The organism is Hyphomonas sp. (assembly GCF_036964145.1).
Lineage (GTDB): Bacteria > Pseudomonadota > Alphaproteobacteria > Caulobacterales > Hyphomonadaceae > Hyphomonas.
On sequence record NZ_JBALUC010000005.1, the window covers coordinates 190,818 to 214,021 of the forward strand.

Here is a 23,204-nt window from a genome sequence, read left to right on the forward strand (position 1 = left end):
CCGATGAGCCTTCGCGTTGCGATCCAGATGGATCCGCTCGAATCCGTCAATATTGACGGAGACACCACTTTTGCCCTCGCCGAAGTCGCCCAGGCGCGCGGTATGGAGCTGTTCGTCTACGGCCCCGAGCATATGAGCATTGAGCAGGGCCGGGTGACCGCAGAAGTCCGGCCCGCCCGTGTGCAACGCGTAAAGGGCACGCCCGGTCTGTTCGACGCGCCTGTCCGTCTTGATCTCGCAAAGGATGTCGATGTCATCCTGATGCGCCAGGACCCGCCCTTCGACATGAGCTACATCACCGCGTGCCACCTTCTCGAACAGGTGTCCGGGGAAACCCTGGTGGTGAACGATCCGGCTGGGGTGCGCTCCAGCCCGGAAAAGATCTTTCCGCTCATGTACCCGGAACTGATGCCGCCGACGCTTGTCTCCCGGGATTTGCCGGCCATTGAAGCCTTCCGCGCCAAGCACAGGGACATCATCATCAAGCCACTCTACGGGCATGGCGGCGCAGGCGTGTTTCGCCTGAAGAAAGATGATTCCAATTTCGATTCCCTGACCGAACTCTTCTTCACCCGCTCCCGCGAGCCCGTCATGGTGCAGGCCTTCCTGCCCGCCGTCAGCGAAGGCGACAAACGAATCATCCTGATTGACGGCAAAGCCGTTGGCGCCCTCAACCGGCGCCCCAAGGCAGGCCAGGTTCGCTCGAACCTCGTCGTCGGCGGCACTGCCGAGGCAACAGACCTGAGCGAGGCCGACAAACGGATTTGCGACGCGATTGGGCCGGAATTGAAACGTCGCGGACTGGTTTTGACGGGAATTGACGTGATTGGCGGGCGCCTGACGGAAGTGAACGTCACCTCCCCCACCGGGGTTCAAGCGATCAAGAAACTCAGCGGCATTGATATCGCAGCCGATTTCTGGGACGTTGTGCAAGACAAGCTTGCGAGCCGTTGAGGCTCACGGCAAGAATGGGGACATGATCATGAAACTGACAACGTCATTCGCCATCGTGTCACTTTGCCTGGTCGGAACGGCCTGCTCCGAAAGCACCGGCCCCGCAGACACCTCCACCACCGTCGCAACCGAGACCGCACAGGTCGAGGACGAGTATACCGGGTCGCTGAACCTGAACCTGCCGACGTCTTCCGCAGCGCAGGATGCCGACACCGGCTCGCTCAATCTTCGGATCGGCCAATCCGGTTCGGATGATGACCTTCTGATCGGATCAGGCGGATTTGGGGGCGGCCGCTTCGAAGACAGCCCGTCTCTGGGTCTCTCTCTGCCAGATGACACGGCAGAGCCGACAGCGGCGCAAGCGACAGAAGATGACGTCATCCGCCTCGACCCAAAATAGGTTCGGGGCTCCCTAAAACACAATTCCCAGTTGAATTTTATAGGGTGCCCCCAGTTGCAATCCATTCTGGATTGAATATGGTCCTCCCGAATTCGATCGGGTGCACGGTGTTTTGGGCCAGGTATCCCGCCTCAGGGACCGAGGATGCCACACGCCCCATCTCCCCATGATGCGAGAAAACCCTCCGATGCCGACCGATTTATCGGTCGGCGGGTCCGGCAGGCGCGACGGGAATTGGGAATGACGCAGGAGGGCCTCGCCGAAAACCTCAGCCTCACCTTCCAGCAGGTACAAAAATATGAATCCGGACGCAGCCGCCTTTCAGCTGGGCGTCTGAGAGAGGTCGCCGTCGCGCTCGGCAAACCGGTTGGATATTTCTATGAACCGTTTCCGGTCCCGCCCGCCGTGCCGGATGCGGACCATGCGAAGTTGCGGGTGCTCAAGCGGGACGCCAAGAAACTGGTGGACTCGCTGGCGAGCATTGATGACCTGAAAGTCGCCATCCATGTCCTCACGGCGCTCGGACCCCCGCCTCCCTAGCGCTGACACGCGCTGCAGAAGAAGCTGGATCGACCCGACTGGACGATACGCTGGACAGGCTTCCCGCAATTTCGGCAGGCATCCCCTTCCCGATCATAGACAGCGAAACTGTGCTGGAAATAGCCGAGTTCCCCGCTGGCGCTGGCAAAATCCGAAATGGATGACCCGCCCGCCGCAATCGCCTCGGCGATGACGTCATTGATGGCAGGCACAAGCCGCGCCGCGCGCTGGCCGGGAATGGTGGCCGCACTCCGCCGGGGCGACACGCCCGCGCGCCACAGCGCTTCGCAGACATAGATATTGCCGAGACCTGCAATCACCGACTGATCAAGCAGCGCTGACTTGATGGGCGTCTTCCGGCCCTTCAGGGCTTCATTGAGATAGGCTTCTGAAAACCCGTTGGAGAGCGGCTCCGGCCCCATTGCCATTAACCGTGGATAGGCCTGAAACTGCGCGGCGGGCCACAACTCCATGAAGCCGAAACGCCTTGGATCATTATAGGTCACGTGCGCACTATTGCTGAGATCGAAGACAACATGGTCATGACGCGGGTCAGTCCCCGTCTGATGATGAAACGCGCCGAGCCGGTCGCCCGCAACCGTGAACCGGCCGGTCATGCCGAGATGCATTACCAGAACCTCATCCGTCGACAGGGCGAGCGTCAGGAATTTCGCCTTGCGTCCAAGATGCATGATCTGCGCGCCGGTAAGCCGTTCGGCGAACCGCTCCGGAAAGGGAAATCTGAGATTGGCGCGATTCTGGACCACGCGCTCAATCCGCTGTCCCTCCATGACAGGCGCAAGGCCGCGGCGAACTGTCTCGACTTCGGGTAATTCAGGCATGGCTATGGCATATAGCCTAGGGTGATTGAGGCAACTATGGTGGCACGCATGTCTGCAGACAGCAAAACGGAACGCACGGTCTCGTTCGGCTTCGAGGAAGTCACGGAGACAGAGAAAGTCGCCCGCGTGAAGGGTGTCTTCCGCTCGGTCGCATCCCGCTATGATCTGATGAATGATTTGATGTCGGCGGGCGTCCATCGCCTCTGGAAGCATGACGCCATGAATCAGGTGAACCCGCAGCCCGGAGAACGCCATCTCGACGTGGCGGGCGGCACTGGCGAACTGGCCCGCGCCTTCCTGACAATGGCCGACAAGGCGGGCAAGCGGCGCGGCATCGACAGGCCCGCCACCGCCATTGTGTGCGACATCAATGATGCCATGCTGGAGGCTGGGAAGGCCCGCGCCGATAATGAGAAATTTGCCGGTCGGCTCGACTGGGTTTGCGCCGATGGCCAGAATCTGCCCTATCCGGACCGGTCGTTTGATGCCGTGACTGTCTCCTTCGGCATCCGCAATTTTGCCGACCGCGAGGCCGGCCTACGCGAGTTTCGCCGCGTCCTGAAGCCAGGGGGGCGTCTCGCCATACTGGAATTCAGTCACATGACCGTCCCTGCCCTGCAAGCGGCCTATGATACGTACAGTTTCAACGTTATTCCGCGCCTTGGCAGCCTCGTGGCGGGGGATGCCGAAAGTTACCAGTATCTGGTCGAATCCATTCGCAAATTCCCGACCCAGGACATTTTTCGCAAAGAGATGGAAACAGCAGGCTTTTCACGGGTGAGGGTAACGAATTATTCGGGTGGCATCGCCGCCCTGCACTTCGGCTGGGCGGTCTGATGCGGGTCAGCTTGGGCTCGAATCCGGCGTCAGGCTGGAGCGTTGTGCAGGGTCCAGCAACAGCTGGTCAGGGGTCTGACTTGGCTCGGCATAGTAGATCGCCGCAGCAATCATTGCAGCCACAAGCAGTCCACTCGTCACAAAGTATAGAGTTCCTTTGTTTTTTGGTGCTTTTTTAGTGGCCATGACAGCCTCCTCTGTAAACATATCTTCCCTCATCAAACGCCGTCCGGGCTTGCCGGTTCCCGTTGGCACGCGGAGCATGGCATGGGACTGATCGGAGATTACCGCCGCCTGATGCGCGCTGGCATTGCCTTGGCGCGACACGATGTGATCCTGCCGGGCGCCTACCAGACGCGGTTGCCGCTGCCTGCGCGGATCGCCGGACGCGTGCTGCGCATTTTCGGTGGCGGCGCACGGGGACGCCCCGGCGAGCGCCTCGCCCGCGCGCTGGAAAAGCTCGGCCCCGCCTATATCAAGCTTGGTCAGTTCCTGGCGACGCGGCCGGACGTGTTCGGCGCTGAAGTTACCCAGGATCTGGGCCGGCTGAAGGACAAGCTGCCGCCCTTTTCGATGAAGGCGGCGCGCGCAGCCCTTGCGGAAGAGTTTGGTGAGGCCGACGCCGCCCGCCTGTTTGCCGAACTGTCAGACCCGGTTGCGGCCGCTTCCATCGCGCAGGTCCATAAGATGTCCCTGCCGGAAGGCGAGCGCGCCGTGAAAATCCTGCGGCCCGGCATTGAGCACAAATTGATGGTCGAACTCTCTGCCATGAAACGGGCTGCGCGCACCATCGAAGGAATCTCGGTCGAGAGTCAGCGGCTGAAACCCGTCGCCTTCACCGAGACGATCGCGGCTGCCATGATGCGCGAGACCGATCTCCGCCTCGAAGCCGGCGGCGCCGACGAGATGCACGAAATCAGCCAGAAATCCGGCCATTTCGTCATTCCCTCCGTAGATTGGGATCGAACCGGGCGCCGCGTGCTGACCATTGACTGGATCGACGGGATTTCGCTGACCGATCCGAAAGCGCTGGACCGCCCCGGCATAGACCGAAAGAAGCTGGCCAATGACATCACGCAGGGCTTCCTGACCCATGCCATCGAATACGGCGTGTTCCATGCCGACATGCATGAAGGCAATCTGATCATCACGCCTGAGGGCAAGGTCGCCCTTGTCGATTTCGGTATCATTGGCCGGATCGGCATGGTCGAGCGCCGCTTCCTGGCGGAAATTCTCTGGGGCTTCCTGAAACGCGATTATCTCCGCGTCGCCGAAGTGCATTTCGAAGCCGGTTATGTCCCCGCCAGCCAGTCTGTCGGCGAGTTTGCCCAAGCCCTTCGCTCCATCGGAGAGCCGGTGCATGGCAAGCCCGCCGAAGAAGTCTCCATGGGCCGCGTCCTGCTGCAATTGTTCGACTACACGCACACATTCGGCATGTCCCTGCGCCCGGAACTGGTCCTGCTGCAAAAGACCATGGTTCAGGTCGAAGGCGTTGCCCGCGCCATCGACCCCTCGCACAATATCTGGGTTGCGTCCGAACCCGTCGTCGGGACCTGGATCCGGCGCAGTTTCGGCCCGGAAGGCGCTGCCAAACTCGTGGCAGGCAATGTCAAGGAAATCACCAACAGGCTGAAACGTTTGCCGGAAGTGATGGACCGGTTCGAAGCCTCCCTGGAGCCCCCGGCGCCACCGCCTCCCCCGCCTCGGCGGTTTGCGCCCTGGTGGGGCTGGTTCGGCTTCGTCGCCATACTGGTTGCCCTCGGCATCTGGGCCGCGAAATAGGCCTGTTGCGGCAAATCCCTGCCGAAACCCGCCAAAACCTTAACCGAGCCGCCAAGTTCACAGGGATTTCATGGGGTAACGGCAAGAAATTTGCGATAAGACACGCTTAACGAACAGAGCCCGGCCAATGACGCAAAAACGCATCCTTTTGATCATTTCTGGCGGTATTGCCGCCTATAAGAGCCTGGAACTGATCCGGGAGCTGCGCCGGCGCGACATTGCCTGTCGTTGCATTGTGACAAAGGGCGGCCAGGAATTCGTCACGCCCCTTTCGGTCTCCGCCCTGTCCGGCGACAAGGTTTATACCGAGCTGTTCAACCTCAGTGACGAAGCGGAAATGGGTCATATCGAGCTGTCACGCTCGGCTGATCTTGTGGTCGTGTGCCCGGCCACCGCAGACCTGATGGCCAAGGCTGCAGGCGGGCTTGCCAATGACCTCGCCTCCACAACGCTGCTGGCGACCGACAAGCCTGTCCTGATGGTGCCCGCCATGAATGTGCGCATGTGGCAGCACCCGGCAACCATGCGGAATGTCGAAACGCTCCGCGCGGATGGCGTGACGGTGATGGAGCCGGACAAAGGCGCGATGGCGTGCGGCGAGTTCGGCCCGGGCCGCCTGCCGGAACTCCCGGTCATCGCCGAAGAAATCGAACGCATGCTGACTGGCGAAGCCACCGGCCCATTGGCAGGAATACATGCGCTGGTAACAGCTGGTCCTACGCGCGAGCCGCTGGACCCGGTGCGCTTTCTGTCCAATCATTCCTCCGGCAAACAGGGCTACGCCATTGCTGAAGCCCTCGCCCGCCTTGGTGCGCACGTCACACTGATCTCCGGCCCCGTCGCCTTGCCTGCACCACGTGGCGTGCATCTCGTGCCGGTCGAAACTGCACGTCAGATGCTGAAGGCCTGCGAAGAGGCCCTGCCCGCTGACGTGTTCATCTCCGTAGCCGCTGTGGCCGACTGGCGCCCGGCGCGCGCCGCCACCAAGAAGCTGAAGATCAAGGGCGCCGGCAGCGAGCATCCGTCCATGGAGCTGACCGAGAACCCGGACATCCTCAAGACGCTGGCCAACAAGCGCAAAAACCGGCCGACGTTGGTGATCGGCTTTGCGGCTGAAACGCATGATCTTGAACAGCATGCCGAAGCCAAGCTTGCCCGCAAGAATTGTGACTGGATCGTCGCCAATGATGTCTCAGGGGATGTGATGGGCGGCTCGGAAAACGAGATCGCCCTGATCACGCGCGATGGCGCCGAGCGCTGGCCCCGCATGGGCAAGACCGAAGTGGCGCGCCGACTGGCGCACAAGGTCGCTGAAACGCTGAATGATGAAGGCGACGGGCTGAAACTCGCCGCAGAATAGGGATCAGGCGGGCGGCTCACCATTCTGCGCGAGCACCTCCCCTGCCAGATACAGAGATCCGCAAATCAGGATACGATCAACGCCGGTTGCCGCCGCAGCCTTTAGCGCCGCTTCGAGACTGTCGCAGGCGGCGGCTTTCAGCCCCGCATTGGTTGCCGCTTCCGCCAGGGCTTGAGGTTCGGCGCCCTCATGACCCGGCGCGTTCGGCAGAGTGAAGACCTCAGGCCGCACCTGCCGGAACGGCATGAAATAGCCGGTCGCATCCTTGGAGGCGAGCATGGCCGTGACCAGTGCGGTACGCCCAGGCATGTTGTTAAGCTGTCTCGCAATGGCGCGGGCCGCATGCGGATTGTGCCCGCCATCCAGCCAGATTTCCTGTTTGGGCGTGAGCGCCGTAAGCGGCCCGTCTTTCAGGCGCTGCATACGCGCAGGCCACACCACGTTGCGGGCGCCCTCAAAGATCGCATTCTGGTCGATGATTGTGGAATTTCCGAATAGCTGCACGGCCATGGCGGCCAGAGCCGCATTGGCCCGCTGGTGTTCGCCCAACAGGCCAAGGTCTTCCGGCATTGCATCAATGAAGTGCGCTTTCAGGCGATAGAGCGGCGCGCCAACATCTTCGGCCCGTTTTGCGATGACATCGTCACAGATCTTGCGCTGGATCGCGGTCAGCGCCGGGCGGCCGGACTTGATGATCCCCGCCTTCTCACCCGCAATCTTGCGAATATCCGAGCCGAGGAAGGCCTTGTGGTCGAAGTCGATTGGCGTAATCACGCTGAGCGCGGGCTGGTCGATCACATTGGTCGCGTCATAACTGCCGCCAAGGCCGACCTCCAAGATCAATACATCGGCGGGCACTTCCGAGAAGGCAAGCAGGGCCGAGGCCGTTGTCGCCTCGAATTGCGTGATCTCCTGCCCCTTGATCGCGTCATAAGTGCGCTCCAGCCAATCGATCAGGCGCCCATCATCGACGATCTCTCCGGCGAGCCGGATACGCTCATTGAAGCGGACCAGATGCGGACTGGTGAACACATGCACGCTGAGGCCCGCCGCCTCCATCATGGCGCGCATGAAGGCGCAGGTTGACCCTTTGCCATTCGTCCCAGCCACATGGATGACCGGCGGCAACCGGTCCTGCGGACGCCCAAGCGACTCGAGCGCTTTCAGGACGCGTCCGAGCGATAGTTCAATCGTTTCTGGATATAGCCCTTCGAACCGCCCCAGCGCCTCGGCCAGGGCCGGACTGTTACCGATCAAGCAGGGCTGCCCTTACTCTTGCTGGATTTGGCGGCGTGGGTCTTGGGGGGTGTCAGGGACACTGGCAAGCGATCATCGGTACGACGTACATTCGGCATTAACATCGACAATACGTTGGAGAGTGTGTCCTTCAGTTTTCGCCGGTCGCAGACAATATCCACTTGGCCCTTTTCGCGCAGGAATTCGGAACGCTGGAATCCTTTGGGCAAGCTCTCACGGATGGTCTGCTCGATCACGCGTGGGCCGGAAAAGGCGATCATCGCGCCGGGTTCGGCAATGTGGATATCGCCCAGCATCGCATAGGAAGCCGATACGCCACCTGACGTCGGGTCGGTCAGCACAACAATGTAAGGCAGTTTCGCTTCGGCCAACTCATTGATGGCGAGCGTCGTGCGCGGCATCTGCATCAGGCTGAGCGTGCCTTCCTGCATGCGCGCGCCGCCAGAGGCTGTGCAGACGACGAAACCGGCCTTGCGGGCCAGCGCCATCTGGGCCGCAGCCACAAAGCCTTCGCCGGCAGCCATGCCGAGCGATCCGCCCATGAAGGCAAAATCCTGGACCAGCACGACCGTCGGCACGCCGCCAATCTTGCCATAGGCCGCGACCATGCAGTCTTCCTGAATGATCGGCGCGCCGCCGTTTTCGGCTTCCTTCTTATCGCGTGCCGCAATCTTGGCCTTCGCAGCCTTCAGGCGCGACGGGTAAGGCTTGTCATCCTTGAACTTCAGCGGGTCATGCGGAACCGATGGCAGGGCCAGAGGCTCCCAGCGCTCATCATCAAACAGGAGGCGCAGCCGGGTGCGCGGGCTGATCCGCAGATGCGCGCCAGCCGGGGTGACATGCCAGTTTTCTTCCAGATCGGTCTTGTAGACGAGTTCGCCGGACAGAGGACATTTCACCCACAAATCGTCGGGCGTGTCCTTTTTCGCGAGCATGGTCTTCAGGCCCGGCGGGGTGACCTTGGTAATCCAGTTCATGCCAGAACCTCCTCGGCGGCAATCAACATTACGGCTTGGTGATCGTTCTGATCGCCGAGCTCAACTCCTTCGCCAGCGCGCCCATTCCCCGCGGTGCCCCGGCAAAATCCCCCGATTCGTGGGCCTTTTCCGCATGCTCCACGAAAGCAGAGCCTACGACAACCCCATCGGCGATTTTAGCCATTTCTGCAGCTTGTACACCAGTTTTGACTCCAAAACCTACACAAACAGGTAATCCTGAAACGCGCTTGGCCATTTCAATGTTCCCGGCAATCGCTTGGGGATCGGCGCTTCCAGCGCCTGTAACGCCTGTCACAGCAACGAAATACAGGAATCCGCTGGCACCTTCAGCGACCTTTTTCATGCGGTTTTCATGGGTTGTCGGCGTCGCCAGCCGGATTACCGAGAGATCATACTGCGCATAAGCCTCGCGCAATTCGCCATCCTCTTCGGGCGGCAAATCGACCAGAATCGTGCCGTCCACGCCCGCCTCATGGGCAGCTTTGGCGAATTCGACATACCCCATGCGAAACACCGGATTGGCGTAGCCCATCACGATGATCGGGGTGATCTGGTCCTCTTCGCGAAACCGTGCAGCCAGTTTCAGCGTGTCGGCCAGTGTGGTGTGATGCGCCAGGGCGCGCAGGCCCGCCTTCTGGATCGAAGCGCCATCAGCCATCGGGTCTGTAAATGGCGCGCCGAGCTCGATGATGTCGGCGCCATTATCGCGCAGCGCGCACATGGCGGCATAGCTCGTCTCCAGGTCCGGGTCGCCGGCCATCAGGTAGGAAACCAGAACGGCGCGGGATTCGCCCCGGGCCCGGGCGAAGGTATCTGTAATGCGGGAAACTGGCATCAGGTGTCCGTATTCTCGTGAACCCATGCCTCATAAGGCGCATTCGCCTGAATGCAAGGCAGCGCAACCATGGCGGGCACATCATACGGATGGTGTGTCAGCACCAAGGCTTCGATCCGGTCCCAGTTCGCCTGAGGCGCTTTCAGCCACAGGACGAATTCAAACGCCTGCTCCACGACGCTCTTCCAGCGATAGGTGGACGAGACCGGCCCTTCCAGATTTGCGCAGGCGGCAAGACGGTGTTCGATGGCCGCGTCGCCTATTTCCTCGGCCACGCGGCGAGACGGACAAGTGATGCGAATGAGGAGAAGATCGGTCAATTTGGGCTCTCGGCTGGGACTTTGCTCAGAGTGCAGGGGAGCATTTTCTACACGCCGCGTCCATCCGGATCGTGGCAAACAATGCAAATCTTGTTGCCATCCAGATCGCGAAAATAGGCTCCGTAATAATTGGCATGATAATGCGGGCGCAAGCTCGGGTGCCCTTCATCCTGTGCGCCCCCTGAAATGGCCAGAGCATGCGCGGTGTCCACGCTTGCCCGGTCAGGCGCAAGCAGTGCCAGCATCTGCCCATTTCCGGGATCATGCGGCTCGCCATTGAACGGGCGGGTCAGGGCCACCAGCGGCCGGTCATCACCGGGGCGGCGCCACATGATGAACGGGTCAGACCGCTCGAACGGCACCCGCGGATTGCCAAGCGCCTGCATGATCGGTTCGTAAAAGGCGGCCGCCTTTTCCACATCATTCGTGCCCAGGGTCACATGGGAGATCATGGAGCCTCCTGTTCATTGCGCACAAATTGCTTCGCGCCAATGATAACGGCCAGCGCAGATAGATTCTTAAATATCAGTCAAAAACCATCGATAATGGAATATCCATTATTTTCTATAGATCAAATAGTCACGCCCAGCGCCTCTGCGACGGAGAAGACGTCCTTGTCTCCCCGGCCGCACAGATTGAGGATCATGAGGCCGTCCTTGCCGAGATGCTTCGCCACTTCGCCAGCCCGCGCCAGGGCATGCGAGGGCTCGAGCGCCGGGATAATCCCCTCCAGACGTGTGCAGAGTTGGAACGCCTCCAGCGCCTCCTTGTCCGTGCACGACAAATATTCAGCCCGCCCCATATCGCGGAGGAAGGCGTGCTCCGGCCCAATGCCCGGATAATCGAGCCCGGCCGAAATGGAGTGCGCATCAATGATCTGGCCATCATCCGTCTGTAGGAGGTAGGTCTTGTTGCCGTGCAGGATGCCGGGCTTGCCACCATTCAACGCGGCGGCATGCTCGCCGCTTTCGATGCCATGTCCGGCCGCCTCGACGCCAATCAAACGGACGCCCTCATCCTCGATGAAAGGATGGAACAGGCCGATCGCGTTTGAGCCGCCCCCAATACAGGCCATGACGGCGTCCGGCAGGCGCCCTTCCCGCTCCAGGATCTGGGCCCGGGCTTCCTTGCCGATGATGCTCTGAAAGTCGCGCACAAGCTCCGGATACGGATGGGGGCCAGCGGCGGTACCAATACAGTAGAACGTGTCGTCGACATTCGTGACCCAGTCGCGCAGCGCCTCGTTCATGGCGTCCTTCAGCGTGCCGGTGCCGGAGGAAACCGGCACGATTTCCGCGCCAAGCAGCTTCATGCGGAACACGTTCGGCTTCTGGCGTTCGACATCCGTCTCCCCCATGAAGACGACACAGTCGAGGCCGAAGCGGGCGCAGATCGTCGCGGTCGCAACGCCATGCTGGCCGGCGCCGGTTTCGGCAATGATGCGCGTTTTGCCCATACGTTTGGCGAGGAGGACCTGGCCAAGACAATTATTGATCTTGTGCGCGCCGGTATGGTTCAGCTCGTCGCGCTTGAAATAGATTTTCGCGCCGTCGAAATGCTCGGTCAGCCGTTCCGCGAAATAGAGCGGCGACGGGCGGCCGACATAATGGACCCACAGATCGTCCATCTCCGCTTTGAAGGCCGGATCTTCCTTGGCCTTGCGGTACTCGGCCTCAAGCTCGAGGATCAACGGCATCAGCGTCTCGGCGACATACCGCCCGCCAAACTCACCGAAACGGCCATTTGCATCCGGCCATTTGGCCCATGTGTTCCGCAAATCCATCTTGTCCTGCTTTCCTTGCACTACAGGCCCGTACTTAGACCGAAGGACAGGCCAAGGAAAGCGCGGCGATGCGCCCTGCCCTGCGACGCCTCAGCTCATGGGAGAATAGAAGAATTCCTCGCGGGCAATCTTGCCATCCTTGACTGTGTAAACGCCGACTTCCTTCGCCCGCATCCGTTCGCCGGTCTCCTTGTTCGTGACATCCATGTCAAAGACGAGCGAGAACTGGTCATCCCCGAACAGGAACGGGCCTTCGGCGCTGACGGAATGCACGTCATGCGCGCCATACCACCATTCATGCTTGCCCCTGATGCCCTCCAGTCCTTGTGTCTCGCGGCCCGCCTCCCCCATCGGAAGCGCCTCGACCGAAACGCAATCTTGCGCATAGAGGCTGTCGAGGGCTTCCGCCTCGCGCCCCGAATTGCAGCAGTCTGTCAGCTTGTCTGCAACGTCTGTCAGGTCCTGTGGAAACATGGTTCATCCTCCCATTTCCAATGACACAATGATGTCACAGAACAAAAGCGGGACAATATTCGTCTTATGAATTTTTCGCGGCGTCGAGGAAGGCAGTGACGAGGCGACGATCCTTGAGACCCCTGATGCGCTCCACACCAGACGACACATCCACCGCCATTGCGCCAGTCAGACGTACCGCATCGGCAACGTTTTCCGGAGTCAGGCCGCCAGCAAGTATCCAGGGGCCCGGCACTTGCCAGCCCTTCAGCACATTCCAGTCAAATGGCAGGCCATGTCCCCCGGTGCGATCTGCATCCTTGGGCGGCTTGGCATCTATGAGGAGACGGTCGGCCATTGTGTAGGCTTCGGCTCGCGCAAGATCGTCGGCGTCAGCAATACCCACTGCCTTCCAGATTTCCGCGCCCGTCCGGGCCTTGATCGCGGCCACGCGTTCAGGTGTTTCCGATCCATGCAATTGGAGCACAGGGAAGCCGAGGGTCACAATACGGTCGATCTGGGCATCATCCGCATCCACCAGCAGGGCCACGGGCCTCGCAGACCCGACTTGCATCAGCAAGCTTGCGGCTGCCGCTTCCGTAACATGGCGCGGGCTGGCTTCGGCAAACACGAATCCGATCCAGTCGGCACCTGCCTGCGCCGCATGGCGCACGAGGTCGGGATCGGTCAGGCCGCAGATCTTGACTTGAGTCATGCCGCAGGCGTTACGCCAGCGCGCGGGGCCACGTCAATTCACGGGGTGACGGGCCGGGCATTTTTCTTGAGGACGGCCGCAAAGAAAATCTTGCCGGAATCCTTCGGGCCGATCTCGCGGTTGAAGGTCCAGCGCATATGCGTGATCTCTTCGGGCATCGAGACGCGGACGGGGTGAACCTCGTCCAGCGGGGCCTCGGCGATCAGCTCGTCGCGCGGGACATAGGTGGCGCCTCCATCGACGGAGAAGTCGACCGATGCCTCATCATATTCCGCCATGGCGGAATCTTCGAGCAGGCTCACCTCCGCCGGCACAGGAAGCGTCAGGATCACATCCTTGGCCGGAGCTTCGCCGGGATTGGAATAGGTCACCGAATAGAAGAGTTGCTCGCCCGGCTTCACTGCCTCGGCCGGCAGTAGCTCCATTTCGAGACCGCCTTCTTCATCCTCGATCACGATCACACGTTCGACTTGCTGCTCGACGATGAGCTCCTGGGCGAGAGCCGGAAAACCGATAAGGAGGGTTCCGGCAAGAGTGGCAGCTGCGCGCATCAGCATGACATGAATCCTTGGCAGAGACGGTTGATGAAACTCTGTCCAGAATTGCGCCAAATAGTTAATGTTTGCTCAAAATCGATAAAGCATTTGCAGGCATTTCCAGCGAAGGTTTCCAATTCCTGAATGCGTGCCCTGATGTTGCCACAGGCCCGCCCGCTCGCCGTCCCGGATGTTGCGCGCTGCTGATATCCAAATTGAATTCGCAGTAGCCGCTATATGCAGCAGCGCAAAAGAGGCCACAGTACTCATGCTGACAGCACCTGGATCACGCGGACCAGATGCTCCCCACACAAATAATATGTACTTCAGGAACTGGACGGAGGACGACTTCATGTGCCGTCTACTACATCGTCAAAGGCGGGATTTAGCTGTCTGGACGGAAGTGGCGAGTGGTGGCCCTGGGCTAGACAGAGAAGTTTGTCGAACGTGAAACTTCATCCCATGTCGCCATCTCTGTCTGCATGAAAGCCAGCTTCTGTCCAACGAGTTCCAACGCATCTTCGCCCAGGAACAACCTGCTTGGCGGATTATCTGACTCAATCAGTTTCAATAGCACCTGAGCAGCCTTTTGTGGGTCACCTTGTTGTTTCCCACTTTTTGCCTGCCGAGCAGCACGGATCGGATTCATCACCTCATCATAATCGTCAATGCAGCGAGGTGTGCGGTCCATTGAACGCCCGGCCCACTCAGTCCGAAACTGACCCGGAGCAAGCGCGGTAACATGGACTCCAAAACTGGCTACCTCTTTCCCAAGAGCTTCGGAGATACCTTCGAGCGCAAATTTGCTGCCAATATAGAAACTGATGCCCGGCATGGTGATAAAACCACCCATAGACGTGACATTGACAATGTGCCCCCGTCGCCGCGTGCGCATACCCGGCAGCACCGCCTGTATCATCGCGACTGGGCCAAATACGTTGGCCGCAAATTGGCGTTTGAGATCATCAATGGAAGCCTCCTCAAGCACCCCCTCATGGCCATACCCAGCATTATTGACCAGTACATCAATCGGACCGGCCATCGCTTCAGCGTCCGCTACAGCGGCGGGGATAGCGTCGTAGTCGGTTACATCGAGTTGGACAGGATATACCCGTTCCGGCGCCAGCTCGACAAAGCGCCCGGCATCCTCAGACTTCCTCACTGTTCCGATAACCTGATGCCCCGCAGCAAGCGCGACCTCCGCAAAAGCGCGTCCGAGTCCCGAGCTCACACCAGTAATAAGAAATGTCTTGATTGCGGGAGGTGACATCTTGATACTCCAGAGCCAGTTAAAATTTATATCATGATATAATTTAGAAAATGCCCTCTCGCAAGCCGAATCCTCCCAAGCCCAACCTGACTGTGCGCGAGCGCGTGCTGCTGGCGGCTGAACATCTTCTCGCCAAAGGGTCTGCAGAGTTTTCAATGCGGGAGCTGGCGGCAGAAGCTGGTGTGAGCTTCGCCACACCTTTCAACCATTTCGGTAGCAAATCTGCGATCATGCACGTGCTTTCAGCGCGTCTCATCGAGACAATGCATGAACGCTATGCCACTTCCTCACCAGCTGTAGGGGCGTCTGCCCGGATTCTCTATGCTCTGGAAATCGCAGCCCAAGTTATGTTGGACAGCCCCGGCGCAAACCGAGCCATCATGGCGGGACTCGGGGCCCCCAGCCCAGAACCTGGCGACGTATGGAACGCTTCCCGCGCATTATGGGCGACGGCGTTGGATGACTGCAAAGGGCTGGAGCCAGCCTCCATTGATCTTGCGCGCATCATCCTGCCTGCTCAACTGGCATTCTCATTTCGCGGCCTGCTTTCATTCTGGGCAGCCGGCGAAATCAGTGATGACAATCTCATTCCACATGCGCGAGGGATAGGCGCAGCGTCCTTGATGGGGTTCGTCGACAAGGATCAACGCAAATCACTGATCGGCGACATGGTTACTTCCATTTGAAGCCATCTGCCGTGCGTGGAGAGGCACACCATCAGCCAAGCCCGCCCTGTATGGACCTGTGGAGGGGGAAGTCTTCGGTTGTTAGAGGCTGCTGGCGGTGAGACAGGGATTCGAACCCTGGAGACTATTGCTAGCCTACACACTTTCCAGGCGTGCGCCTTCGACCACTCGGCCACCTCACCGTACTCAGCAGAGGGGAGCCAATAACCGAAGGCCTGCAAGATCGCAAGACTGTGATTGCCGTTCCTGTCAGACAATCCCATATGAGGCGCAGAAAGGGAGACCGACCATGCTGTTCTCGAAAAAACCCCTGACCATCCCGGATGCCGACAGCGCCCTGCCCGGTCGTCCGACTCCGATCCCAACTGCCCAAACCCATTATGTTTTTGGCCGTGACCTTCAGGGTCCAATCCCGGACGGCTATGAGGCCGCCGTGTTTGCGCTGGGCTGTTTCTGGGGCGCTGAGCGCATCTTCTGGCAACAGGACGGCGTCTGGCTGACCCGCGTCGGTTATGCAGGCGGATCGACCCCGAACCCGACCTATGAAGAAGTCTGTTCTGGCCGCACCGGCCATACCGAGATCGTCGAGATCATCTTCAACCCGGACGAAGTGACCTTTGCTGAACTCGTGAAACTCTTCCTTGAAAACCACGACCCGACCCAGGGCATGCGTCAGGGCAATGATATCGGTACGCAGTACCGCTCAGCCATCTACACACAGTCCGAGGCCCAGGCCGAAACGGCCCGCGAGATGCTCGCCGCCTATGAAAAGGCGCTGGCCGAAAACGGTTATGCCAGCCAGATCACGACGGAACTGGCGCCGCTGGACAAGGTTTACCTCGCCGAGGACTATCACCAGCAATATCTCGCAAAGAATCCGAACGGCTATTGCGGGATTGGGGGCACGGGCGTGTCCTGCCCGATCGGCCTCGGGGTTACTTCCTGATTTTCAAGGACAGGCGCTAGCCGCCGAAATTCACGGCAAACCGTTTGCGCGTCTCAAGCAAATTCTGCGCCTTGTACATGGCGTCGGAGGCGGCTTGGGCGCGCTTGATGGTAGGGTCGGCCTGTAGCGCTTCGATCACCTTGGAGAGATGGCTGATCGCCTCTTCCACCGTCTTGCGGTCGAATTGTTTCGTCGCGCGCGCGAGCAAGGCGCGGCCAAGGTCCATGCGTGCCTGCACAGCGCGGGAGGTATCCCGGTCGCTCTTGATGTCCTCAAGATGGATCCGGCGCAGCATGATCACATGGTCCAGCGCCTCCATGTCACCCGATTGCTCGGCCACATGGACGGACGACGCGCAGAAATCCGCCTCGATCCGGCTGCGTAGGGCGACGGACAGCGCCGGCGACTCCGCCAGCAATTCCGACAATGCATCCGAGAGTGTCTTCATCTTCTCGGCCCGGAAGGATTGCGGGTGGGCGAGGGCCGGCTGCAATTCCCGCGCAAGCAGATAGGCCGCGACCCGCGGCATCTGGCCTTCAAGGTCACTCATCTTGCCCGGCAGGACGAGGGTAAAGGATCGCGCCTCGGCCGCCGTCAGGCCGCCACCCCGGCTGAGGCCATGAATCACGAACCCGTCTGCGCGCTGGCCCGTCCGGTCTGCCCAGACCAGCATGTCGGCATCGGCGACTTCCAGGCGCCGCCGGGCACGCTGGACGGCGCGGGTCTGCATACCGCCGCGAATGGTGCCGGTGCGAAACAACTTGAGTGGGGCACCGAAATTGAATTCGGAGAGATGGGAATCCAGCGCCGTCAGCAACCACTTCCAGGCGCGGCCTGCCCTCTTCCCGGAGGGGCGCGCGACGAGGACGCGATAGCCGGGTGTCTTGTCATTGCGCGCGGACCGGGCGCCAGACGCGTTACGCAACGTCTTCAACAGGGAGCCAAGCAGGCTGAACGCCAGGATGATCAAGACCACCGCCAAGGCACACAGCATCACAAATCCGAACGTGGCGAGCTCTGCTGCATCCACCACATTCGCTTCAAACCAGCTCTCGGCTGTCGTGAACCACGCTTTCACAGGCATTCAGGCTGACCTCCTGTCCGACAGTGCGATACGAGCCCTGCCCAGTGCTGGCAACAGGTAAACTCTGTTCAGCCTGAGCGGAGAATGATTAGATCGTGAAACAGGTGACGGGGCAGAAGGGAATCGAATGGGCGCTGGGGAATTTGTCACGCGGTTTGCGCCTTCGCCGACCGGGCACCTCCATCTCGGCCATGCCCTGTCGGCCTTCCATGTCTGGGACACGGCCCGTGCGCATGGCGGCAAAGTGCTGCTGCGGATGGAAGACATTGACCAGACCCGCTGCCGTCCTGAATACGAGGCCTCCATCCTTGCCGACCTTGCCTGGCTGGGCCTCGACTGGGACGGGTCGATGCGCCGCCAGTCGGATCATTTCCCGGAATATGAAGCCGCGCTCGACTCCCTGAAAGCGCGCGGCCTTGTCTATCGCTGTTTTCGGACCCGGCGGGAGATTGCTGCCGCCCTGCCCGCTGGCGCGAGCCCCGACACCGCTGGCTTCACCGGAAAGCCACTCCCCCTGGACAAGGAACAGGACCTGCTCGACCGGGGACACGCCTATGCGTGGCGGTTGTCCCTGTCGGCTGCGCGGGCAGAGCTTGGCCTTGAATATGACACCTTGAGCTACACAGTCTTCACCTCATGCGGCCAGCATGAGGTGAAAGCAAACCCTGCACCGTTCGGCGACGTTGTGCTCGCGCGCAAGGACACGCCCACCAGTTACCATCTCGCCTGTTGCCATGATGATTCCTTGCAAGGAATCACGCATGTCGTGCGCGGCGAGGACATCCGGGAGATGACCTCGGTACACGTCCTGCTGCAGGCGCTGATGGGCTGGCCACAGCCTCTTTATGCCTTTCATCCGCTCGTTTTGGGGGCAGATGGCAAGAAATTGTCCAAGCGTGCAGGGGACCGGGGATTGCGCGCATGGCGTGAAGACGGCAAGACGCCTGAAGACATTCGCGCCATGACGGGCCTTTCTTAATGACATCAACAGAAATGACAGCGCCGGCCCGCCGGGAATGGTTCGGCGTGCTTATGCTGGTTGGCGGCGCGGTCGCTATCGGATTTGCACCCATTGGTTTGCGCTTGGGCCTCGACGATCTCGGCCCGCAGGCCATCGCATTCTGGCGATACACGTTTGCCCTGCCGGTGCTGACTGCTCTCGTCCTGTTGGTCGAGCGTCGCGCGCCGCGCAAGCCCAACATCTATGTCATCCTGGCGGGGATATGTTTCGCGGTGGACATCGGCTTCTGGCACTGGTCGCTGACCCTGACCAGCGTGTCGAACGCGACCTTCATCGTGAACCTCGGAAATGTCTGTGTCGGATTCCTGGCCTGGCTGTTCCTGAAGGAGCGTCCCGCGCCTATGTGGTTCTTCGCCGTTATTCTGGCGATTGGGGGCGCATCCGCCCTATCCCTGGGCGGAACCGCAGAAGGAGGCGCAAGCTTTGTCGGAGACCGGATCGCCATCATCGCGGCCATCAGCGTGTCCGGATATTTCCTCTGCTCGAAGCTCGCCCGACGAACACTGAACGGTCTGGAGACCCTGTTCTGGCTGACACTTGTGGAAGTGATTGTCGGGGCCATCATGGTCATGGCTTTCGGTGAAAACTTCCTGCCGGAGAAATTGTCGGGTTTCGCCGTGCCCCTGTTCCTCGGGATCGTGATCCACGTCGTGGGTCAGGGTCTGATCATCACCGGGCTTGGCAGCACGCCAACCTCCATCGCGGGTGTCATCATCCTGATCCAGCCCGTCATGGCCGCTGCGATTTCGTGGCACCTCTTTCAGGAACCCCTCACAACCCTGCAGGCAGGCGGCGGCATGCTCATTCTTGTCGCGGTCTGGCTGGCCCAGCGCGGCCACAAGGTGGACCCAATCGACTGAGTGCAGCAATAGTGTCACGAATTCAGTCTATGCCCGCCCCAGACCTGATCTTCCGGAGACTGCCCATGCGCCGCATTGCCCTTTCGCTTGTTTCACTCACCGCCCTTGCTGTTGCAGGCTGTTCAGCGCCGTCTGATACCGCCGTGGCACAAAGCGAGGCTGCATCGGCCCCGCTACGCGAAGGCACGACGCCCCTTCAGGCAAGCGATTCCTATTATCAATCTGCCGCTGAAGCCGTAGACACACGCATTCAGCAGCGCGGTGTAAAATCGGCCAAGAATGTCATCCTCTTCGTCGGCGATGGCATGAGCATACCGACCATTACAGCAGCACGTATCTATGCTGGCCAACAGCGTGGGCTCGACGGCGAATCCTACACGCTGACCATGGACACGCTGCCACACATGGCCCTGTCCAAGACTTACAGCCACGACTTTCAAGTCTCTGATTCCGCCTCCACCGCGACAGCGATGGTGACCGGGGCCAAAGTCAATTCCCGCACGCTCGGCATCCTGAAGGAAGCCAGCTTCGGGAATTGCGCGAGTGTTGAAGGGCATACGACCGATTCCATCTTTGAACTGGCCGAACGGTCGGGCCTCGCCACGGGTCTCGTTTCCACCGCTCGGCTGACCCATGCCACCCCTGCCTCGACCTTTGCCAAGACGCCCAGCCGCGACTGGGAAGACGATAGCAGCCTGAAGGGCGGCGCGGCAGGCGACTGCAAGGACATTGCCCGTCAGTTCATCGAGTGGCCGGAAGGCGACGGGTTTGAAGTCGCGCTGGCCGGTGGGCGCGCGCATTTCACCACCTCGGAGGAAACCGACCCTGAAGCGGAAAACCGCACCGGCAGCCGCACCGATGGCCGCGACCTGACCGCCGAATGGACCGCAAAATCCGAAGATCATGTCTATGTCACCGACAAGGCCGGCTTTGAGGCGGTCGACTTCGCCTCGGGTGCAAAAGTACTCGGCCTGTTCGAGCCGTCGCACATGAAATTCGCGCTCGACCGGGACGAAGACCCGGCAGGCGAACCCTCGCTTGTCGATCTGACCAAGGCCGCCATCACGCGCCTGTCGCAGGATGAAGACGGCTTCGTGCTGCTCGTCGAAGGCGGCCGGATCGATCATGGCCATCACGGCGTCAGTGCCGCCCGGGCCCTGTCGGAAACCGATGAGTTGGATCAGGCCGTCGCGGCAGCCCTGGAGATGACCAATGCGGACGAGACGCTGATCATCGTGACCGCGGACCATTCCCACACGATGACCATTTCCGGCTATCCCAAGCGCGGCAATCCGATCCTCGGCAAGGTCGTCAGCGGGCTGGATAACGCCCCGATGAATGCCCAGGACGGCAAACCCTACACAACACTCTCCTATGCCAGCGGCATGACCGCCTGCCGGATGGTCGATGGCGAGCCTGATTGTGTCCGCGAAGATCTTTCCGACATCGACACAGAGGACAAGGACTTCCAGCAACCGTCGCTCGTCTTCATGCCGTCCGAAACGCATGGCGGGGATGACGTGGCCATCTTCGCCACCGGTCCCGGATCGGAACTGGTCTCCGGTGTGATGGAGCAGAACGAGATCTTCCACGTCATGGGCCGCGCTTCGGGACTGGTAGCAGCGCCAACAGAATAGCCCCCTGCCGTAGCGTCGGGCCTGTTCAGGCCGCGCGTTCTGAGGGACACTTCTTTTGAAATCCGGTCATCGGCGCCAGCAAGAGCGCGGAGACCGGGCCAAAGGAGGAAGACCCATGAAGGCTGCTGTCATGCGCGCGCCCAATGCGCCGCTATCCATTGAAGATGTCACGATTTCCAAGCCCGGCCCGCGCGAAGTGCTGGTCCGGCTCAAAGCGGTCGGCGTCTGCCATTCGGACGTGCATTTCTGGGACGGGAATTTCCCGGCCGAATTGCCGGTCATCCTCGGGCATGAAAGCGCCGGCATCGTGGAAGAAGTCGGCTCAATGGTCTCGGCGGTCAAACCGGGCGACCATGTCATCTCGATCCTGTCGCCCTTCTGCGGTACCTGCGAGTACTGCCTGACCGGCCACATGTCGGTCTGCCATACGGTCAATCGCGAACAGTTCCAGCGCCAGCCGACAGAAGCGCCGCGCCTCTCCATCAAGGGCGAAAAGGTCGGCCAGTTCCTGAACCTCTCCTCCTTTGCCGAACAGATCCTTGTGCATGAGAATGCGCTGTGCGCGGTCGACAAGGACATGCCGATGGACAAGGCCTGCCTGATCGGGTGCGGCGTCATCACCGGTGTCGGATCGGTCTTTCATTCCGCCAAGGTCGAGCCGGGCTCCACGGTTGCAGTCCTCGGCTGTGGCGGCGTCGGCCTTGCCGCGATCAATGGCGCAGCCATTGCAGGCGCAAGCCGCATCATTGCGGTCGACCTGTCAGACGAGAAACTGCAAATGGCCGTGCGCTTCGGCGCGACTGACACGGTCAATCCGGGCAAGGTCAACGCGATCGAGGCCGTCAAGGAACTGACCAAGGGCGGTGTCCACTACTCTTTCGAATGCGTCGGCCTGAAACAGACTGCCGAACAGGCCTACCACATGCTCCGTCCACGCGGCGTGGCCACAGTGGTCGGCATGATCACGCCGGGCGTGAACATCGAGATCCCCGGCATTGAATTGCTTGCGACAGAAAAGCGCCTGCAGGGGGCGATCATGGGCTCTAACCGGTTCCGCGTGGATTTCCCTCGCCTGATCGAATTGTACAGGCAGGGCAAGCTGCATCTTGATGATCTTGTCTCTGACCGGATCGGTCTTGAGGGGATCACCGGCGCCCTGCAGAACCTCAAGGACAACAAGGGCACGGTTGCGCGGCAGGTGGTCGTGTTCGACTAGGCTTCGGAACTGCCCGGCTCGCCCGGCATTGTTGTGATCACTGAACAGGATCACAACAGAAAGCGGGCCTTGATGTCGGAAAGTTTGGAATGGATCGCGATGGGCACCGGCATTGTCGCGGCCATCATGGTGTCGGCCGATCTTGGGCGACGCATTACCGGCTTCGCCTTTATCGTGTTTGCGGTCTCTTCCACATGCTGGGTCGTGATCGGCCTCTCGGATGACGAGGCCCCGCTCATGTACCAGAACATTGTCCTGACCGTGATCAACTTCATCGGCATCTACCGATGGCTGATCCTCAAGAAGGAAACGGGCTAGAGCCCGAACCGGCCCGGATTGTTCCGGATCAGGGCTTCGAGTTTCGGCATGCCGTCTTTCAGGCCCTTGGCGAGCTGTCTGGACACAATGCCGCCCAGGATAAGCGGCGCACTGGCCTTGCCCGCCCAGCGCAACTCGCAGCCTTCCGGCGTTTCAACGATGACATAATCCTCAACGGCCGCCGAGACCGGCAGCGTCGACTTTTCAAACCGGAAAGCCATCCGCTTGCCCTCTTCCCAGGCAAAGAAGGTTTCCTCGACTTTCTGCTCCCCGATCTCGACGGTGCGCGTCGTCCCCGCCCCGAACGGCTCCGGGCTCGTCCAGGTCACCTTCGTGATCGGCAGCCATTCCGTCCATGCCTCTGCGTCCAGCAAGGCGGCCCATACGGCGGAGGCCGGGAATGGAAATGCATGCGCGACCCGCAGTTTCGGACTAGCAGTCGCGAGATAGTCTTCACCGACCGTCTTGTGCTGTTTCAGTGACTTGCCCATTCAGTTCCCCTCTTCCTGATTTCACTCAGGATGGGAGCGGACCGAATGACCTGTCAAACCGTG

At 60.5% G+C, this 23,204-nt stretch carries 27 protein-coding genes and 1 tRNA gene; 13 read left to right on the forward strand and 15 right to left on the reverse strand.

Annotated features, from left to right (window positions below; genetic code table 11):
* The first annotated feature begins 3 nt into the window (after nucleotides 1–3).
* The 3 genes from gshB to V7660_RS15250 all read left to right on the forward strand — a co-directional run bounded on the left by gshB (nucleotide 4) and on the right by V7660_RS15250 (nucleotide 1,894).
* On the forward strand, nucleotides 4–954 hold the full coding sequence (gene gshB / locus V7660_RS15240; RefSeq protein ID WP_335603905.1) for a glutathione synthase: 951 nt from the start codon (nucleotides 4–6) through the stop codon (nucleotides 952–954).
* 28 nt (nucleotides 955–982) lie between these two features.
* On the forward strand, nucleotides 983–1,354 hold the full coding sequence (locus V7660_RS15245; RefSeq protein WP_335603906.1) for a hypothetical protein: 372 nt from the start codon (nucleotides 983–985) through the stop codon (nucleotides 1,352–1,354).
* Nucleotides 1,355–1,498: 144 nt separating this feature from the next.
* Nucleotides 1,499–1,894 (forward strand): helix-turn-helix domain-containing protein, encoded by a 396-nt coding sequence (locus tag V7660_RS15250; protein ID WP_335603907.1) that lies wholly within the window; start codon nucleotides 1,499–1,501, stop codon nucleotides 1,892–1,894.
* On the opposite strand, the gene mutM is transcribed toward V7660_RS15250, so the two are convergent.
* Entirely contained in the window at nucleotides 1,891–2,736 is an 846-nt protein-coding gene (gene mutM, locus V7660_RS15255) for a bifunctional DNA-formamidopyrimidine glycosylase/DNA-(apurinic or apyrimidinic site) lyase (protein ID WP_335603908.1), read from the reverse strand. The genes V7660_RS15250 and mutM overlap by 4 nt on opposite strands.
* Before the next feature lie 48 nt (nucleotides 2,737–2,784).
* On the opposite strand from mutM, the gene ubiE reads away from it, so the two are divergent.
* Nucleotides 2,785–3,573, forward strand: coding sequence for a bifunctional demethylmenaquinone methyltransferase/2-methoxy-6-polyprenyl-1,4-benzoquinol methylase UbiE (ubiE, locus tag V7660_RS15260; RefSeq protein ID WP_335603909.1), 789 nt, complete (start codon nucleotides 2,785–2,787; stop codon nucleotides 3,571–3,573).
* 6 nt (nucleotides 3,574–3,579) lie between these two features.
* On the opposite strand, the gene V7660_RS15265 is transcribed toward ubiE, so the two are convergent.
* Nucleotides 3,580–3,759: a hypothetical protein gene (locus V7660_RS15265; protein ID WP_335603910.1), complete on the reverse strand. Its 180-nt coding sequence runs from the start codon at nucleotides 3,757–3,759 to the stop codon at nucleotides 3,580–3,582.
* 81 nt (nucleotides 3,760–3,840) lie between these two features.
* Between V7660_RS15265 and ubiB the strand changes: the two genes are divergently transcribed.
* Nucleotides 3,841–5,355 carry a 2-polyprenylphenol 6-hydroxylase gene (ubiB, locus tag V7660_RS15270; protein ID WP_335603911.1) on the forward strand — a complete coding sequence of 505 codons (1,515 nt, stop codon included), beginning with the start codon at nucleotides 3,841–3,843 and terminating at the stop codon, nucleotides 5,353–5,355.
* Between the two features lie 127 nt (nucleotides 5,356–5,482).
* A complete protein-coding gene (gene coaBC, locus V7660_RS15275) occupies nucleotides 5,483–6,715 on the forward strand; it encodes a bifunctional phosphopantothenoylcysteine decarboxylase/phosphopantothenate--cysteine ligase CoaBC (RefSeq protein WP_335603912.1) in 1,233 nt (410 codons plus the stop codon).
* Between the two features lie 3 nt (nucleotides 6,716–6,718).
* Here the strand turns inward: coaBC and V7660_RS15280 are convergent, their stop codons facing one another.
* From V7660_RS15280 to V7660_RS15325, 10 genes are all read right to left on the reverse strand, one after another.
* Nucleotides 6,719–7,972: a bifunctional folylpolyglutamate synthase/dihydrofolate synthase gene (locus tag V7660_RS15280; RefSeq protein ID WP_335603913.1), complete on the reverse strand. Its 1,254-nt coding sequence runs from the start codon at nucleotides 7,970–7,972 to the stop codon at nucleotides 6,719–6,721.
* The gene (locus tag V7660_RS15285; protein WP_335603914.1) at nucleotides 7,969–8,949 is read right to left on the reverse strand and encodes an acetyl-CoA carboxylase carboxyltransferase subunit beta; all 981 of its coding nucleotides are present in this window, start codon (nucleotides 8,947–8,949) and stop codon (nucleotides 7,969–7,971) included. The genes V7660_RS15280 and V7660_RS15285 overlap by 4 nt, the downstream gene beginning before the upstream one ends.
* A 28-nt stretch (nucleotides 8,950–8,977) precedes the next feature.
* Complete coding sequence (trpA, locus tag V7660_RS15290; RefSeq protein WP_335603915.1) at nucleotides 8,978–9,805, reverse strand: tryptophan synthase subunit alpha; 828 nt, start codon at nucleotides 9,803–9,805, stop codon at nucleotides 8,978–8,980.
* Entirely contained in the window at nucleotides 9,805–10,125 is a 321-nt protein-coding gene (gene cutA, locus V7660_RS15295; protein ID WP_335603916.1) for a divalent-cation tolerance protein CutA, read from the reverse strand. The genes trpA and cutA overlap by 1 nt, the downstream gene beginning before the upstream one ends.
* Nucleotides 10,126–10,172: 47 nt before the next feature.
* Complete coding sequence (locus V7660_RS15300) at nucleotides 10,173–10,577, reverse strand: VOC family protein (protein ID WP_335603917.1); 405 nt, start codon at nucleotides 10,575–10,577, stop codon at nucleotides 10,173–10,175.
* A gap of 119 nt (nucleotides 10,578–10,696) precedes the next feature.
* Entirely contained in the window at nucleotides 10,697–11,908 is a 1,212-nt protein-coding gene (gene trpB / locus V7660_RS15305) for a tryptophan synthase subunit beta (RefSeq protein ID WP_335603918.1), read from the reverse strand.
* A 90-nt stretch (nucleotides 11,909–11,998) separates the two neighbouring features.
* Complete coding sequence (locus V7660_RS15310; RefSeq protein WP_335603919.1) at nucleotides 11,999–12,382, reverse strand: nuclear transport factor 2 family protein; 384 nt, start codon at nucleotides 12,380–12,382, stop codon at nucleotides 11,999–12,001.
* 64 nt (nucleotides 12,383–12,446) lie between these two features.
* Nucleotides 12,447–13,076: a phosphoribosylanthranilate isomerase gene (locus V7660_RS15315; RefSeq protein ID WP_335603920.1), complete on the reverse strand. Its 630-nt coding sequence runs from the start codon at nucleotides 13,074–13,076 to the stop codon at nucleotides 12,447–12,449.
* Between the two features lie 38 nt (nucleotides 13,077–13,114).
* Nucleotides 13,115–13,633, reverse strand: a complete 519-nt coding sequence (locus V7660_RS15320) for a hypothetical protein (RefSeq protein ID WP_335603921.1) — start codon at nucleotides 13,631–13,633, stop codon at nucleotides 13,115–13,117.
* A 403-nt stretch (nucleotides 13,634–14,036) separates the two neighbouring features.
* The gene (locus tag V7660_RS15325) at nucleotides 14,037–14,882 is read right to left on the reverse strand and encodes an oxidoreductase (protein ID WP_335603922.1); all 846 of its coding nucleotides are present in this window, start codon (nucleotides 14,880–14,882) and stop codon (nucleotides 14,037–14,039) included.
* Nucleotides 14,883–14,986: 104 nt separating this feature from the next.
* Here V7660_RS15325 and V7660_RS15330 point away from each other — a divergent pair, with 104 nt between their 5' ends.
* Nucleotides 14,987–15,568, forward strand: coding sequence for a TetR/AcrR family transcriptional regulator (locus V7660_RS15330; RefSeq protein ID WP_335603923.1), 582 nt, complete (start codon nucleotides 14,987–14,989; stop codon nucleotides 15,566–15,568).
* 92 nt (nucleotides 15,569–15,660) lie between these two features.
* Here the strand turns inward: V7660_RS15330 and V7660_RS15335 are convergent.
* Nucleotides 15,661–15,750, reverse strand: a tRNA-Ser gene (locus V7660_RS15335).
* Nucleotides 15,751–15,857: 107 nt separating this feature from the next.
* Between V7660_RS15335 and msrA the strand changes: the two genes are divergently transcribed.
* Nucleotides 15,858–16,514 (forward strand): peptide-methionine (S)-S-oxide reductase MsrA, encoded by a 657-nt coding sequence (gene msrA / locus V7660_RS15340; protein WP_335603924.1) that lies wholly within the window; start codon nucleotides 15,858–15,860, stop codon nucleotides 16,512–16,514.
* Nucleotides 16,515–16,530: 16 nt separating this feature from the next.
* Here msrA and V7660_RS15345 read toward each other — a convergent pair whose 3' ends face one another.
* Nucleotides 16,531–17,598: a hypothetical protein gene (locus tag V7660_RS15345; RefSeq protein ID WP_335603925.1), complete on the reverse strand. Its 1,068-nt coding sequence runs from the start codon at nucleotides 17,596–17,598 to the stop codon at nucleotides 16,531–16,533.
* Nucleotides 17,599–17,725: 127 nt separating this feature from the next.
* On the opposite strand from V7660_RS15345, the gene gluQRS reads away from it, so the two are divergent.
* The 5 genes from gluQRS to V7660_RS15370 all read left to right on the forward strand — a co-directional run bounded on the left by gluQRS (nucleotide 17,726) and on the right by V7660_RS15370 (nucleotide 22,650).
* On the forward strand, nucleotides 17,726–18,577 hold the full coding sequence (gene gluQRS / locus V7660_RS15350; RefSeq protein ID WP_335603926.1) for a tRNA glutamyl-Q(34) synthetase GluQRS: 852 nt from the start codon (nucleotides 17,726–17,728) through the stop codon (nucleotides 18,575–18,577).
* Between the two features lie 14 nt (nucleotides 18,578–18,591).
* On the forward strand, nucleotides 18,592–19,479 hold the full coding sequence (locus tag V7660_RS15355) for a DMT family transporter (protein WP_335603927.1): 888 nt from the start codon (nucleotides 18,592–18,594) through the stop codon (nucleotides 19,477–19,479).
* A 65-nt stretch (nucleotides 19,480–19,544) separates the two neighbouring features.
* A complete protein-coding gene (locus V7660_RS15360) occupies nucleotides 19,545–21,116 on the forward strand; it encodes an alkaline phosphatase (RefSeq protein ID WP_335603928.1) in 1,572 nt (523 codons plus the stop codon).
* Nucleotides 21,117–21,231: 115 nt separating this feature from the next.
* Complete coding sequence (locus V7660_RS15365; RefSeq protein WP_335603929.1) at nucleotides 21,232–22,332, forward strand: Zn-dependent alcohol dehydrogenase; 1,101 nt, start codon at nucleotides 21,232–21,234, stop codon at nucleotides 22,330–22,332.
* Between the two features lie 72 nt (nucleotides 22,333–22,404).
* A complete protein-coding gene (locus tag V7660_RS15370; protein WP_335603930.1) occupies nucleotides 22,405–22,650 on the forward strand; it encodes a hypothetical protein in 246 nt (81 codons plus the stop codon).
* Here V7660_RS15370 and V7660_RS15375 read toward each other — a convergent pair.
* A complete protein-coding gene (locus V7660_RS15375; protein ID WP_335603931.1) occupies nucleotides 22,647–23,141 on the reverse strand; it encodes an SRPBCC family protein in 495 nt (164 codons plus the stop codon). The two genes, V7660_RS15370 and V7660_RS15375, sit on opposite strands and share 4 nt — an antisense overlap.
* Nucleotides 23,142–23,204 lie beyond the last annotated feature (63 nt).

Coding starts and splice junctions, on each gene's coding strand:
- V7660_RS15345 (WP_335603925.1), bottom strand. CDS start 17,598: ATGCCTGTGAAAGCGTGGTTCACGACAGCCGAGAGCTGGTTTGAAGCG.
- ubiE (WP_335603909.1), top strand. CDS start 2,785: ATGTCTGCAGACAGCAAAACGGAACGCACGGTCTCGTTCGGCTTCGAG.
- gshB (WP_335603905.1), top strand. CDS start 4: ATGAGCCTTCGCGTTGCGATCCAGATGGATCCGCTCGAATCCGTCAAT.
- V7660_RS15285 (WP_335603914.1), bottom strand. CDS start 8,949: ATGAACTGGATTACCAAGGTCACCCCGCCGGGCCTGAAGACCATGCTC.
- trpA (WP_335603915.1), bottom strand. CDS start 9,805: ATGCCAGTTTCCCGCATTACAGATACCTTCGCCCGGGCCCGGGGCGAA.
- trpB (WP_335603918.1), bottom strand. CDS start 11,908: ATGGATTTGCGGAACACATGGGCCAAATGGCCGGATGCAAATGGCCGT.
- V7660_RS15265 (WP_335603910.1), bottom strand. CDS start 3,759: ATGGCCACTAAAAAAGCACCAAAAAACAAAGGAACTCTATACTTTGTG.
- V7660_RS15250 (WP_335603907.1), top strand. CDS start 1,499: ATGCCACACGCCCCATCTCCCCATGATGCGAGAAAACCCTCCGATGCC.
- gluQRS (WP_335603926.1), top strand. CDS start 17,726: ATGGGCGCTGGGGAATTTGTCACGCGGTTTGCGCCTTCGCCGACCGGG.
- V7660_RS15325 (WP_335603922.1), bottom strand. CDS start 14,882: ATGTCACCTCCCGCAATCAAGACATTTCTTATTACTGGTGTGAGCTCG.
- V7660_RS15310 (WP_335603919.1), bottom strand. CDS start 12,382: ATGTTTCCACAGGACCTGACAGACGTTGCAGACAAGCTGACAGACTGC.
- coaBC (WP_335603912.1), top strand. CDS start 5,483: ATGACGCAAAAACGCATCCTTTTGATCATTTCTGGCGGTATTGCCGCC.
- mutM (WP_335603908.1), bottom strand. CDS start 2,736: ATGCCTGAATTACCCGAAGTCGAGACAGTTCGCCGCGGCCTTGCGCCT.
- V7660_RS15375 (WP_335603931.1), bottom strand. CDS start 23,141: ATGGGCAAGTCACTGAAACAGCACAAGACGGTCGGTGAAGACTATCTC.
- V7660_RS15300 (WP_335603917.1), bottom strand. CDS start 10,577: ATGATCTCCCATGTGACCCTGGGCACGAATGATGTGGAAAAGGCGGCC.
- ubiB (WP_335603911.1), top strand. CDS start 3,841: ATGGGACTGATCGGAGATTACCGCCGCCTGATGCGCGCTGGCATTGCC.
- V7660_RS15370 (WP_335603930.1), top strand. CDS start 22,405: ATGTCGGAAAGTTTGGAATGGATCGCGATGGGCACCGGCATTGTCGCG.
- V7660_RS15355 (WP_335603927.1), top strand. CDS start 18,592: ATGACAGCGCCGGCCCGCCGGGAATGGTTCGGCGTGCTTATGCTGGTT.
- V7660_RS15320 (WP_335603921.1), bottom strand. CDS start 13,633: ATGCTGATGCGCGCAGCTGCCACTCTTGCCGGAACCCTCCTTATCGGT.
- msrA (WP_335603924.1), top strand. CDS start 15,858: ATGCTGTTCTCGAAAAAACCCCTGACCATCCCGGATGCCGACAGCGCC.
- V7660_RS15360 (WP_335603928.1), top strand. CDS start 19,545: ATGCGCCGCATTGCCCTTTCGCTTGTTTCACTCACCGCCCTTGCTGTT.
- V7660_RS15315 (WP_335603920.1), bottom strand. CDS start 13,076: ATGACTCAAGTCAAGATCTGCGGCCTGACCGATCCCGACCTCGTGCGC.
- V7660_RS15245 (WP_335603906.1), top strand. CDS start 983: ATGAAACTGACAACGTCATTCGCCATCGTGTCACTTTGCCTGGTCGGA.
- V7660_RS15365 (WP_335603929.1), top strand. CDS start 21,232: ATGAAGGCTGCTGTCATGCGCGCGCCCAATGCGCCGCTATCCATTGAA.